The organism is Hallella faecis, from assembly GCF_018789675.1.
In the GTDB taxonomy this organism is placed as follows: Bacteria; Bacteroidota; Bacteroidia; order Bacteroidales; family Bacteroidaceae; genus Prevotella; species Prevotella faecis.
In genome coordinates this window covers 1-12,705 of sequence record NZ_JAHKBE010000035.1, presented here as the reverse complement: position 1 = coordinate 12,705, position 12,705 = coordinate 1, and the positions used below count along the sequence as shown (strand labels likewise).

Sequence of the window (12,705 nt, the reverse complement as noted above, 5' to 3'; positions counted from 1 at the left end):
TGCACGAAGTTATGTACATACATACCATGAAAGGTGAGAAAAGTAGACTGTAATTACTACTGGTGAAGGCATGTGTTGTGACAATGCTTTTCGGATTCCATTACGCTCCAGCTACTAATTGCCGTTTTTTAATCGCGTTATTGAATGACAAACGAAGTTGACATAAAAGAAAACAACCTTTTGGAGGAATACGGACAGGATATCTTAAACATCCTGCTCACCGATCGTTCTGTAACAGCATACAAGAATGATGGGACTACACACCACATCTTCTGGGCTACTCACGACTATGAACATTTAGGCGAAGGTTATTCTTATTATGATGAGATTCAGGCCGAGCGTATCACAGGTGAGCATGCCAATGTCATTATGCCCCGTGTTATGAAGAAAAAGTCGACTCAAAGCAAGCGTGTGAAGAAAATGGCAGAGGTGTTTACTCCTTCTTGGGTGTGCAACATCATGGTCAACAACATCGATGAGAAATTCTTTGGAAGAAGAGACGCCTTCAATCGCGAAACGGGCGAAGAGCGCAGGACATGGGAAACGTTTAGGGGGAAAATAGCCATCCCTGAAGGAAAAACGTGGGAAGACTATGTTAAGTTGCGTTGGATGGAGATTACGTGTGGCGAAGCTCCCTTCATGACAAGTCGCTATGACACAACAACAGGCCGTGCCATACACATAGAGGACAGGATAGGCTTTTTGGATCGTAAACTAAGGATCGTTAACGAAAACACCTGCAACCGTGAGGATTGGTTTGATGCGGCGGTAACCGCCTACCAAACCAGTAGGGCTTACGAATGGCAAGGCGACAACCTGCTTTTGGCTCGTGAATCGCTGCTTTACACCTTTATCGACAATTACGAATACAAGTTTGGCGAGCGACCTGATCATGAGTTGGTAAGAGAAATAGCCGACATCATATCATGGAATGTTTGGCAGATGGATGGCCTCAAAGGAGTCATACCCAATTCGTGCCACGATGTGGAAAATCGCAACCTGTATGGCGAGATAGAACGAACCCCTTGTCCAGGGTGCAAGACTAACAATATTCACAATCATAATGGCATACCCGTGTTGCTCAAAGCGTTCTCCTCGGGCAATACCTATCCATTTCATCTTTTAAGCAAAAAACGGTAATTTATGGATCGTTCCATTCTTGACAAATACATCATTGGGCGTGTGGAGCCACAGATTTACGCATTTACTACAGGTACCGTGCCCAACTACCTGAAAGTGGGCGACACGTATCGTCCTATAGATCAGCGTCTCAATGAGTGGCGTCGGTACTTCCCTGATCTTGAAAAAGCCTATTCGGCCATATCGAAGGTCGATCAAGATGTGTATTATCGTGATTTCGCAATCCACTATTATCTTGAGCATGACAAGCGGTTGCACCGACTGCTCCCTTCCGACATGGAGCAACTGCCTTATTACTCCAGGGAGTTCTTCGAGCATGCGTCGGATAAGGATGTTATGGAAGCTATTGACGACATCAAGAGGGATTTCGCTGAAAACAAGGGCAAATATCAGTTTTATACATTTGCGGAACGTCCTACAGCCCAAACATTTACCTACAAGCGTGGCGACACTCCGTTTGACTTGCGCCCCAATCAGGAAGAGACTGTTTCCAATTTCACAAAAGCTGTAAAGAAAGGGAGGACCAACCTTCTGATGTATGCTGTGATGCGTTTTGGCAAAACGTTTACAGCTCTCAGCTGCGTCCTGTCAAACAAGAGGTACAGGGCTATACTTGTTGTGTCGGGCAAGGCCGACGTGAAGAACGAATGGAAGAAGACGGTAGAAAGCGTTAAGAATTTCGAAGGCTTCGATTTCATAGATGCCGATTCGCTTAAAAGAAACCCTGACGCCGTTAGCGACACACTCAGAAACCAACATAGGGCAGTGGTGTTCCTTACGCTTCAGGATTTGAGCGGCAACACTATCAAGTCGCAGCATGCCAACATATTCTCCCGTCAGTGGGACATGCTTATTGTCGACGAGACCCATTATGGCGCTCGTGCCGAAGAGTATGGCAAGGTGTTGAGAGGTAGCAAGACGGAGTTTAAGTCGGAAACGAAATATGCTGACACATCCGATGCTTACGACGACAATGAGGAACTGAAACGCTTATGCTCAAAGGTTCGATTGCACCTTTCGGGCACTCCCTATCGAATTCTAATGGGAAGTGAGTTTCAAAAAGACGACGTCATAGCATTCTATCAGTTTTCCGATATCGTAAAGGATAAGGAACAATGGGACAATAAGCATATCAACGCCGACAACATCAACGAATGGGACAACCCATACTATGGATTTCCCCAGATGATTCGCTTTGCGTTCAACCTTAACGAATCGGCATTGAGGAAAATGGAGGAACTTAAGAAAGAACATCTGGAATATGCTCTTAACGAATTGCTGCGACCAAAATCGATACTTAAAAGAAATGATGGGAGCCACAAGAAATTCGTGCACGAGAAAGAGGTGCTCGACTTGTTGATGGCAATAGATGGAAGTAAGGAGGACAATAACATCCTTGGATTCCTCAACGACGATCGAATCAAGAACGGCAAACTATGTCGGCATATAGTGTTCGTATTGCCTTATCGTGCTTCTTGCGACGCTGCCGAATCGCTGATAACGGAGCATAAAAACGATTTCAAATGTCTTGGCCAATATGAGTTGCTCAATATTGCTGGTGTGGAAAACGAAGGGCTGTTTCGCACGGTTCGCGATGTAAAGGACAAGATAGAACAACTGGAGAGCCACGGCGTTAAGACCATTACGTTGACGGTAAACAGAATGCTTACAGGTACCACCGTTGAGCAATGGGACACAATGGTTTATCTGAAAGACACGGTGTCGCCGCAAGAGTACGACCAGGCTATTTTCCGCTTGCAAAACCAGTATGTGCGCGAATATAGAGACGAGGAAGGCCATGTTATCAAGTACAATATGAAGCCGCAGACGCTGCTGGTTGATTTTGAACCTGCGAGAATGTTTCGGATGCAAGAGTCGAAGGCGCAGATTTATAATGTCAACACCGACAAGAAAGGCAACGGCAAACTGAGTGAGCGCATTGCGGAGGAACTGAGAATATCGCCGATTATCGTTATCAATAAGGATAAGATGCGGCAGGTGGAGCCCAACGACATTCTTGAGGCAGTAGATGCGTATTCTGCCAACAAGAGCATTCTGGACGAAGCAACCGATATACCAGTCGACGCAAGTCTGCTTACAAACGAAGATGTGCTTGGTGCTTTGAAAACACTATACCCCATTGGATCGAAGAAAGGCATCAAGATGCCTGCTTACAAAGAAGACGGTGACGACATAGACACAGGCGATGCCACGAACGGCAAAGATGACGAAGGCGGGACGACGCCTAAGAATGAGAACGGCAACAGTAAGGATGAGCAAGATGAACTTCTCAAGAAATTGTCGACATTCTATTCCTTAATATTGTTTTTTGCGTTCCTAACGGATAGCAAAGTGGCATCGCTCGACGACATTCTCAAGACGATTGGTTCTAACGAAGCCAATAGGCGCATTGCGCGCAATGTGGGAATTGGAAAAGAGGTGTTGTTGGCCATTCGCTCCATCATTAATCCCTTTGTGCTAAGCGACTTGGACTACAAGATTTCGCACATGAACCAATTGTCGCACGACAAGTCGATTCCCGCAAACGAGCGTGTGGAAAGGGCCATGAAGAAATTTGGCAGGCTATCGACCTCTGAAGTCGTCACCCCCACATGGGTTGCCGACAAGATGGTAGCCTACTTGCCTGCCAACAGAATAAAGAAAGGAACAAGAATTCTTGATATAGCCTCGAAGCAAGGCGAGTTTGCCAATGCTTTATTCAAGGCTTTTGGCAACAAGATAAAGAACACCATTTATTCGTTGCCAACCTCTCCATTAACCTACGAGTTTACGCGTAAGGTTTATGAGTTGTTGGGGCTACCAGTGAAGAATGTGATAGAGGATTACAATTCTTATGATTTGATAAACGAGAAAAAGAAGCAAAAGATAATGGAAGAGCTTATTACGTTGGGTACAGATGTTATTATAGGTAATCCGCCGTATCAGGATAATGCTGTGGGTGAGCAGAAAACCTACAATGGCCCACTCTATAACCTATTCTTGGATTGTGCGTATTCTGTTTCGGGTGTGGTGGAAATGATTCACCCAGCAAGGTTCTTGTCTAACGCTGGCAGTACGCCTAAAGCCTGGAATAAGAAGATGCTGGAAGATAAGTATCTTGGCATTTGTGAATTTTGGCCTAAGAGCGACAAACTGTTCGACGACACAGACATCAAAGGCGGAATAACCATCAGCCTCAGGGATGACCAGGTGAACAAGGGGCCTATAGGCTTGTTCACTCCGTATCCCGAGCTGAATGCCATCCTGCAAACTGTTAGTAACCATAAAGGTTTCAAGCCTATGAGCGACATGGTGATATCACGCACCGCTTATCGCTTTACCGACAAGATGCACGAGGACCATCCTGAGGCCATCGGCCAGCTTAGTAATGGCCATCCTTACGATGTGTCGACAAATATCTTTGAGCGCCTTCCACAGGTGTTCTTTGACGAAAAGCCAAACGATGAGAACGAGTACATTCGCATATTGGGGCGTGTAGGCAACGTAAGAGCCATGAAATTTGTAAGGCGCGACTATATCCGAGAAGTGGAGAACCTTGACGGATACAAGTTGTTCTTGTCTAAAGCCAATGGCACTGGTACCTTCGGCGAAATGTTGACTCCACCGATTATAGGCGAGCCTGCCGTTGCCAATACGGAGTCTTTTGTTAGCATTGGAAACTTCCGTACTAAGAATGAGGCTATTGCATTGAAGAAGTACATTGCCACAAAGTTTGTTAGAGCTCTTCTTGGTGTGCTTAAGACCACTCAGGACATTACTCCTGAAAAGTGGAAGTATGTTCCGCAGCAAGACTTTTGCGAGACTTCTGATGTTGACTGGAGTCTTTCAGTAGACGACGTCAATGATTTCCTCTGCAAGAAATATCAGTTGACATCCGAAGAAATTCTCTTTATTAATGAGAAGGTTCAAGCAATGAAGGATTCTGCTGAAGAATAAGAAACTATGTAGCAATTCCAATCAACTGTTCAAGCTGAAATTCAAACTACCATGAGTGAATTGGTGCCTTACACAGAAGACCATCTTCGTATAAAGAAGGTTCTTATACAAGTAGCTAAAAGAAAGTCGGTGATAAACTACACCGACCTTCTTAAGCGATCAGGTGTACGTCTTGATATGTCAAACCCTTACGACAGAGGGGTGCTTGGCAATCTACTTGGCGATATTTCGTGGAACGAAGTTAAAGAAGGAGGCCCATGCTTTCAAGCGTTGCCATCCATGCAGGTGATTTCAAGCTAGGGCAAGGGTTCTTCGACTTGGCTGAGGAGCTATACGCTATAACTATCCACTCAGAAGATGCAAAGCTTAAGTTCGGAATGGATGAAATGAACAAAACGCATGCATTTTGGTTAAAATCGTAACGGTGCTCAAAGATTTCTGGGTATTCCACAACTTGTTTAGAAATTGCCCCCGCATCATGAGCTATAGTGGCTATCACTCATGTCAGAGTTGATGCCCGCCCGTGCTTTTAAGTGTTTCGGCATTTCCGCTCGTATTTCATATAAAAAACAGAAGGAATGAGATGCGGCATGTTATTATTGGGCCTCCTGTTGGCGGCTTTCGCCTTGCAGGCAGGGACTGGGCGTTAGGCGCAACCTCAAGGACGGCGAAAGGATAACCTTGTTGGTGGAATAAACCGCGCCTTGGCGGACGCTTCCCACATCAGCGCCCGCTAAAGCGTGGCGGTGAGGAACGATGCGTTGCCAAAGATGTAGAGCACATTCTCGCAGGCCGGCACCAGGATGGTTTCGCCCTGATGGATGTGCACGCCATTGATGTTGGCCTCACCCCACAGGCACATGACCACCACAAACGAGTCGGTCTTGAAATCGACTTGCGAGGCCACCTGCACCACCACGCGGTGAACGATGAAGTGTGGGCAGTTGATGAGTTGCGATATGGGCTTCGTGCTGTCGTAGCTGCTGCGATACTCGGGCCACACCTGGTAGTCGATGGCGTCGCGCGCCTCCTGGATATGCAGCTCGCGCGGCTTGCCATGCGCGTCCTTGCGTCCGAAATCGTACACGCGGTAAGTGATGTCGGATGTTTCCTGAATCTCAGCCAGGAAGTTGCCGGCGCCAATGGCGTGCAGTCGTCCCGCCGGCAGGAAATACAAGTCGCCGTCGTGCGCCTCGTGGGTGGCGATGACCGAAGCCATTGGGTTCTCGCCATTCTCCTCATTGTCGGCGCTCACCAACCGCTCATAGTCGTCGGGCGTGATGCTTTTCCTGAGGCCGCTGTAAATTTTCGCCCCCACATCACTCTTGATGACATACCACATCTCCGTTTTTCCGGCGCAGCCGTGGCGCTCCATGGCCAGTTCGTCGTTGGGATGCACCTGCACGGAAAGGTCCTGTCGCGAGTCGATGAATTTCACGAGCAGCGGAAACTTATTGCCGAAATGCTTGTAAACCTTGTTGCCCACGAGCAGTCCTTTGTATTTCTCGATGAGTTGGGTGAGTGTGAGGCCCATGTCGATGTCGTCCACCAGTCCGCGGTCGATGGCCACGCTCTCGTGTCCGGGCACGCCGCTTATTTCCCAGCTCTCACCGATATTGGGCTGCGCCGTGAATATTCCCTTGAAAGGCGCAATTTGATAGCCACCCCATAATGTGGTTTTCAGGTAGGGTTCAAATTTATAAGGCTTCATATCTTTGTTTTATATATGTTTGGGTTAAAGCGTTATCATCTTACGACAAGTGTCATGTCGCTTCGTTGGGTACGACAGGTGTCGCTTTGTCATTTCGTAACATCAACGGGCAGGTGCAAATTTACGGAATCTGTTTGTAAAAGCACTCGCTCTGGGTTCAGAATTTGATGGTATGCATGGTCATTTGTTCCATTTCATGGCACGTTTTCTCGCCATGGCAGAGCTTAAGCAAGCTTAGCTCTGCTCATCTGGCTTAACGAAAACGTTGGTATTCATGCAACACGTGCATCCGCAACGTGTAGCTATGAGATCATGGCCGCTTCACCCTGACCGTCGGTCAGTGGGCTTGCCAGGAGCGGTGGTTAGGGAACGAATGACTCTATGTCGGCCCTTTTTAGGGTGAATCCGGCTTTTGAGGCGGCGTCGGCTACCCCTCGCATGAGCTTTTGGTAGCCGCGAAGAATCTTGCGGTTGCCAGCTGTTATCTCGCCCGACTTGTGCCCGGTTTGGTTGTCGATCTTGCTGCTCTTATAATGCGACAAGGCTGCGTGGCGTGCTTTCTCGGCCCATTTGTCATATTCCCTCTGATAATCTTCCTGGGTGCGGCACGATGCGGTGTTGGCCGTCTCGCCGTCGCTTCCTCCACCGTCGCTTGCACCACCGCCATCCTTGCCGCCATTGATGGATCCTACGAGATTGGCAGTGGTGGAAACCAGTCCGCTCATGATTTGCATGAACGACATGGGGTTGCCGTTCTCGTCAGTAGCGCCAGGGTAGAATGCTCCACCCACATGGGTGATGAAGTAACCATTGTGAGCGTGCTCATTGATGAAGTTTTTGGCACTTTCCCTGGAATCGCAGAAAGCCAGATACTGTTCGCCTTCGCGCGGTGTGGTGTAGGTGTTGTAGACGATGGTGTACTTGTTCATGGGTGACACATCGATCAGGCCGACGCGCCATCCTGCCTCCCAATGCCTCTTAACGTCGTCGAGCGCTTCTTGAGCCGTCTCATAGAGGCAGGCCTCCTGGCGGTCGATGTCGGTTCCGTCGTGTGCCACGACAGCACACTCGGTTATTTTCCTGGCGCAGTTGATCACCTTCAGGCCTTGTTGGGCTTTCTCGGCCATCCATTGGTTGAGCTTGCTGGTTTTCACCATTTCCACTACCTGACGCGATATGTTGGGACGATTCTCGGAGAGGCCAATCCAGTACCAGCGTGTTCCCACTTCTGCCAGGGTCAGCGAATGTAGGAAGATGCCATTCTTCGCTTCGTTGTCAGCCGCTTTCTTGATCTCCTTGAATGAGTTGTACTTGTATTTTTGATCCGCACTTTCTTTTTGTGAGATGGCGAGCCATCCTGCCCGTGTGTAGTTCACCGACTTGGCGTTTCTGCCTTGGTTCCAGATGTCCTCCACGTCTTGGGTCGACCATTGGTCGTAGAACTGGAAACATTGTCCGGTAATGTTGGCTTTCTCAATAAGGATAGCAAATGCTTCGCCATGCGGGCGAGCCAACGATGTAAGGCTTGCCAGGGCGAAGAGCGTGATTGATAGTAATTTCTTGATCATTGGATTATTTTGTTTTCGTTAGTGGTTGTTTGGGATATTGTGTAAGTTGAGGCTGGCATTTCATAAAAAAGCACGGATTGTGCTTTCCTAACCAACATGATGTTTGTTCTCTAAAGCGTAATCCGTGTTTGTAGCATAAGTCGTGGTGAAACACGCTGGGCGTTTCTCGGTCGACTATGGCCGATAGTCTTACTTTATCAGTTTCTCGACCTCTTCTTTCGAGAGACCTGTGGCAATGGCAATGACGTCGATGCTTGTGCCTGCAGCAAGCAACCGGTTGACGGTGTCCTGCTTCTCGCTATTGGCGCCTTCAGCCCGTCCTTCAGCCAAGCCTTCTTGTCGGCCTTCTTGTCGGCCTTCTTGTCGGCCTTCAGCCAAGCCTTCTTGCCGTCCTTCAGCTCGTCCTTCAGCTCGTCCTTCAGCTCGTCCTTCAGCTCGTCCTTCAGCCAAGCCCTCAGCATGACCCATGGCATGCCCCAAGGCTCGTCCTTCGGCCAGGCCGTCTTGTTTTGCGCCTTCGAGCACCGACAGGGTGTCGCGGTACTTGCGAAGTCCCTCGTCATATTTCATGCGCTCCCGTTTTGTCAGTGAGGCCACGTCGGCAATCTGTTCCAGACGTTGGAACACGGAGCTCTTGGCCGCCCATGGCAGTCGTGTCAATGTTTCCATATTTTTAAGCACATAAATCCATTTATCGAAATCGTTGTCGCAGTTGTCGGCTTCCTTGTCAAACAGGGGCAGTTGCATGAACGTCATGCGTACCTTGTCGGAGAACATCTTGTGCGTTTCCTTGTCGGTCAGCGTCACGTCGGTGCGAAACTTCTTGTCGAAGTCTATCGGGCTGAAGTTTAGAAACGCCACCAGGTACACGGCGTCGATGGCATACTGCCACGACGATCCGCGTTCGCCCTGTCGCGCAATGGCCTCCGACACATAGTAGATGCTACGGTTCTTGAAGTAGGGCTGCGACTTGTTTTGCATCTCCACGATGATGTTGTGGCCACGCTCCGTCCGGCAGTAGATGTCGTAGATGAGCGATCGGTCGTCCTCATAGAGCGCCGGTTGCTCCTTGTCGAGAAACGTGATGTCCTCGATGTGCTCCTCGCCCTCCATCAGACTGTTGAGGAAGTCGATGATCAAGGGCTTCGATATCTCCTGTCCGAAGATTCGCTTGAAACCGATATCGGTGAACGGATTGATAAATTTGGCCATAGGTTCGTCGTTTTATGCAAAGATAAACGTTTTTCTCCACATTCAAACGAATAGGCACCTAAAAATCATTAATTTTGTTCGGCTAACGGTTTGCGCCTGAATATCTTATAGTTGAGTGCCGCCACTACTACGCTCATCAGCGGCGACAGCAGGTTGAAGAAGCAATAAGGCAGGTAAGAGAAGGTCGACACGCCAAGCACGGTGCTCTGCGTCATGCCGCAAGTGTTCCAGGGCACCAACACGGAGGTTACGGTAACGGCGTCCTCGGTGGTTCGGCTGAGCAATCGGCGCTCATAGCCCTCATTGTCGTACACGTCGCGAAACATGTTGCCCGTGAGCAGGATACACAGGTATTGGTCGGCGATGGCCACATTGAGCATCAGGCCCGTGGTGGCGGTGCATCCCACGAGCGAGGTGCGGCCCTTTATGAGATGGATAAACAGACGGGTAATGCCGCCCACCATGCCCGAGGCCGACATGGCTCCGCCGAAGCACATGGCGCAGATGATGAGCCAGATGGTGTTCATCATGCCGCCCATGCCGCGTGTGGCGACGAGCGATGTGAGCATGTCGCTGTCGGTGTGGAGCGAGGTGCTTCCACACAGGCTCTGCATGGCGGCGCAGAAGAGCGATGGGTCGATCTCTCTGAGCGCGTCGGCCTGCCAAATCATGGCGGCGCCCACGGCCAAGAGCGACGATAGGAAAAGCGTAATGATGGGCGGCACACGGCGGGCGATGAGCACACCTGTCAGCACAGGCACCGAGAGCAGCCACGGCGTGATGTTGAAGCGTTGGCTGATGGCCTGCGTAAATGTGTCGATGTCTTGCGCGTTGCTGCTGTTGGTGAGCAGACCGCCAATGGCGAAGAGAATGAGGGCGATGGCCATCGATGGCACTGTGGTGATGAGCATGTAGCGTATGTGCTTGAACAATGGCACGCCGAGGCTTCCCGATGCCAACGTGGTGGTTTCAGATAGAGGCGATATCTTGTCGCCGAAGTAGGCGCCACTGATGATGGCTCCGGCCACCCATCCGTCGGCGAAGCCCTGCGCCCGTCCAATGCCCATGAGGGCGATGCCGATGGTGGCGATGGTGGTCCACGACGAACCCGTCATGACGCTCACCAAGGCGCAGATGGCACACGTGGAGGCAAGAAAGATGTTGGGATGGATGATCTGCACACCATAATACACAAGGGCGGGCACCACACCACTCACCATCCAAATGCCGCCAAGGGCGCCGATGAGCAGCAAGATGACCAAGGCGCTCGACACGCTCGACACGTTCTTTGTGATGGCTTTCTCGAAGCTGGCCCAGGGCACATTGAGATAGCCCATGCCGATGAGCACGCAGAAGGCGGCCACGGTGAGCAGCGTTATTTGCGAGGCGCCGCTGAGGGCGTCGCTACCAAACGATTTGATGGTGGCGATGAGCATCGCCACAAGCACGGCGATAGGCAAAAGCGACAGCATCGCCGACGGTCGCTTTTTCAAAAGTTCTCCTTTTTTATTGCGGTTTTGAAACATGGTTGGTGGGTTTGTGTTGTAACAGAAACACTTCTCTGCTGCAAAGGTACAACAAAAATGGCCCACCGCCAAAGCGCGGCCCGAATAACTGAGGCGGGATTCCTTAGCCACGCTGGTCGTTCGTTATGCCCAAGCCAATCGCTCTTCATGCACAATGGCCTGTCAGGTCCGTCATTCCCAATGGACCTACAACGTCCATCATGTGGAAGAAGGCATGTCAGCGTCCGTCCCAAAGGATTCGCCAGCAGCCATTCCGTTTGCCTTCCAATCGTAGCAAATATGCACCCTTTGGCATGCCTCGCAGCGACACCACAGCCTGTTTGCCACAGGTCGATATCTGTCTCACCAGCTGACCATTCGCGTTATAGAGTCTCACCGTTCTCGTCCCACTGCCCGAAACCACGAGTCTACAGCCCTCGCGTCTCACGCCAAAGGCTTGCACGCCTTCTATCTGTGTGGGCGTGCCTCTGAAAAGGGTAACGAGATCGCCCTCGCGCTTCAGGCAATAAGAAGGTTCATCGGCATGCCCCAGTTCCACATCCACACCCTCCCATTGTCCCATCACGATGATGCGATAGGTGTGGCCGTCGGCCCATGGCAGGTTGCCCTTGCGCAACCAATAGCTGAAGAGCGGCACATCGTAAGACGACGAAACGATCACCTCGTCGTCGATGCCCTGCACTTGTGTTCTCTCCTTTGTCGCCATGTCTTCGCTCCACATCTTCACGGGACCTTCGTAGGTGCGGCCTTCCGATGCGCGAAGCGCCACGCCGAGCTTGAAAAGCGACTGCTTGGCGAGGTCGATATAGCCCTCCTCCACCTTGTCGTTCGAGTCGTCGGCCAGAAACACCTCGGCCTTCGCCAGCAATGGGCGTTCCTCAGCCTTCGCCACTTCGAGGTAGGCCGTGTCGCAGTCGTGTATTGGGTTGATGGGATAGCGCTGGGTTCCATCCTCGTCGGCCGTCAACTCCAGTTGCACCTTGTAACGACCTGGCGCAATGCCTCATACGAAAGGCGATAACCCTCCAACAGCCATTTCACGCAGGGGTTGGCATTGAGCGTGTCCAAAGGTCCGGCGGTGCCGTAGGCCAGCACCTCACCCATCTCGTCGTCGGCCGCCACGACAACAAAACCGTTGCCACGGGCGTCGTTGAATAGATAATAAGGTGCGCCAGATGTCGGAACCACGCCACGTGCCGGTGCCTGAGCCGCGCCTGCCCCCGCCAACCTAACGTAGCGCTGGGCTATGAGCGCTGCCTGTTGCGGGTCGATGCTCTTGCCCCCGGCCGTCGGTGAGCCTGCCAGCAGCAGTGTCGCCACCATTGCCAACCCGGCCGCGGCCCTCCAACCACGCGCCCGTCTATGTCCCAATGCGTTTGTCTGATGTTTCATTTTGTTGTTCAAGAATCTACAAAGCACGCCTGTCGCACCCTTGTCCAGCCTACGCCCTGACGATCCTATTCGGGATGTGACTGTATGGGTCCGTGCGTTTTGAGGGTGCAAAGATAATGGTTTTGTGTCAAAACAACGCGAAGCCATGCGGGCTTTTATCCCAAATCACGACTCGGGGGGGGGGCGGGGGGGGGGGGGG

Annotated in this window: 8 protein-coding genes; 2 read left to right on the top strand and 6 right to left on the bottom strand. The window is 50.8% G+C overall.

Annotation, left to right across the window (positions count from 1 at the left end; genetic code table 11):
• The first annotated feature begins 144 nt into the window (after positions 1–144).
• Both KM934_RS08745 and KM934_RS08740 read left to right on the top strand, forming a co-directional pair.
• Positions 145–1,140 (top strand): restriction endonuclease subunit M, encoded by a 996-nt coding sequence (locus tag KM934_RS08745; protein ID WP_215760239.1) that lies wholly within the window; start codon positions 145–147, stop codon positions 1,138–1,140.
• 78 nt (positions 1,141–1,218) lie between these two features.
• Positions 1,219–5,097, top strand: coding sequence for a DEAD/DEAH box helicase family protein (locus KM934_RS08740; protein WP_215760238.1), 3,879 nt, complete (start codon positions 1,219–1,221; stop codon positions 5,095–5,097).
• Positions 5,098–5,830: 733 nt separating this feature from the next.
• Here KM934_RS08740 and KM934_RS08735 read toward each other — a convergent pair.
• From KM934_RS08735 to KM934_RS08710, 6 genes are all read right to left on the bottom strand, one after another.
• Positions 5,831–6,808, bottom strand: coding sequence for a type I phosphomannose isomerase catalytic subunit (locus tag KM934_RS08735; RefSeq protein WP_215760237.1), 978 nt, complete (start codon positions 6,806–6,808; stop codon positions 5,831–5,833).
• Positions 6,809–7,170: 362 nt separating this feature from the next.
• Positions 7,171–8,376: a hypothetical protein gene (locus KM934_RS08730; RefSeq protein ID WP_215760236.1), complete on the bottom strand. Its 1,206-nt coding sequence runs from the start codon at positions 8,374–8,376 to the stop codon at positions 7,171–7,173.
• 189 nt (positions 8,377–8,565) lie between these two features.
• Entirely contained in the window at positions 8,566–9,588 is a 1,023-nt protein-coding gene (locus KM934_RS08725; RefSeq protein ID WP_215760235.1) for an Rpn family recombination-promoting nuclease/putative transposase, read from the bottom strand.
• A gap of 68 nt (positions 9,589–9,656) precedes the next feature.
• Entirely contained in the window at positions 9,657–11,081 is a 1,425-nt protein-coding gene (locus KM934_RS08720) for a Na+/H+ antiporter NhaC family protein (RefSeq protein WP_215760234.1), read from the bottom strand.
• Between the two features lie 250 nt (positions 11,082–11,331).
• Positions 11,332–12,093: a T9SS type A sorting domain-containing protein gene (locus KM934_RS08715; protein ID WP_215760233.1), complete on the bottom strand. Its 762-nt coding sequence runs from the start codon at positions 12,091–12,093 to the stop codon at positions 11,332–11,334.
• The gene (locus KM934_RS08710; RefSeq protein ID WP_252344954.1) at positions 12,078–12,506 is read right to left on the bottom strand and encodes a Spi family protease inhibitor; all 429 of its coding nucleotides are present in this window, start codon (positions 12,504–12,506) and stop codon (positions 12,078–12,080) included. Before KM934_RS08710 ends, KM934_RS08715 begins: the two co-directional genes overlap by 16 nt.
• Between the last annotated feature and the right edge of the window lie 199 nt (positions 12,507–12,705).

Coding starts and splice junctions, on each gene's coding strand:
- KM934_RS08745 (WP_215760239.1), top strand. CDS start 145: ATGACAAACGAAGTTGACATAAAAGAAAACAACCTTTTGGAGGAATAC.
- KM934_RS08735 (WP_215760237.1), bottom strand. CDS start 6,808: ATGAAGCCTTATAAATTTGAACCCTACCTGAAAACCACATTATGGGGT.
- KM934_RS08730 (WP_215760236.1), bottom strand. CDS start 8,376: ATGATCAAGAAATTACTATCAATCACGCTCTTCGCCCTGGCAAGCCTT.
- KM934_RS08725 (WP_215760235.1), bottom strand. CDS start 9,588: ATGGCCAAATTTATCAATCCGTTCACCGATATCGGTTTCAAGCGAATC.
- KM934_RS08710 (WP_252344954.1), bottom strand. CDS start 12,506: ATGAAACATCAGACAAACGCATTGGGACATAGACGGGCGCGTGGTTGG.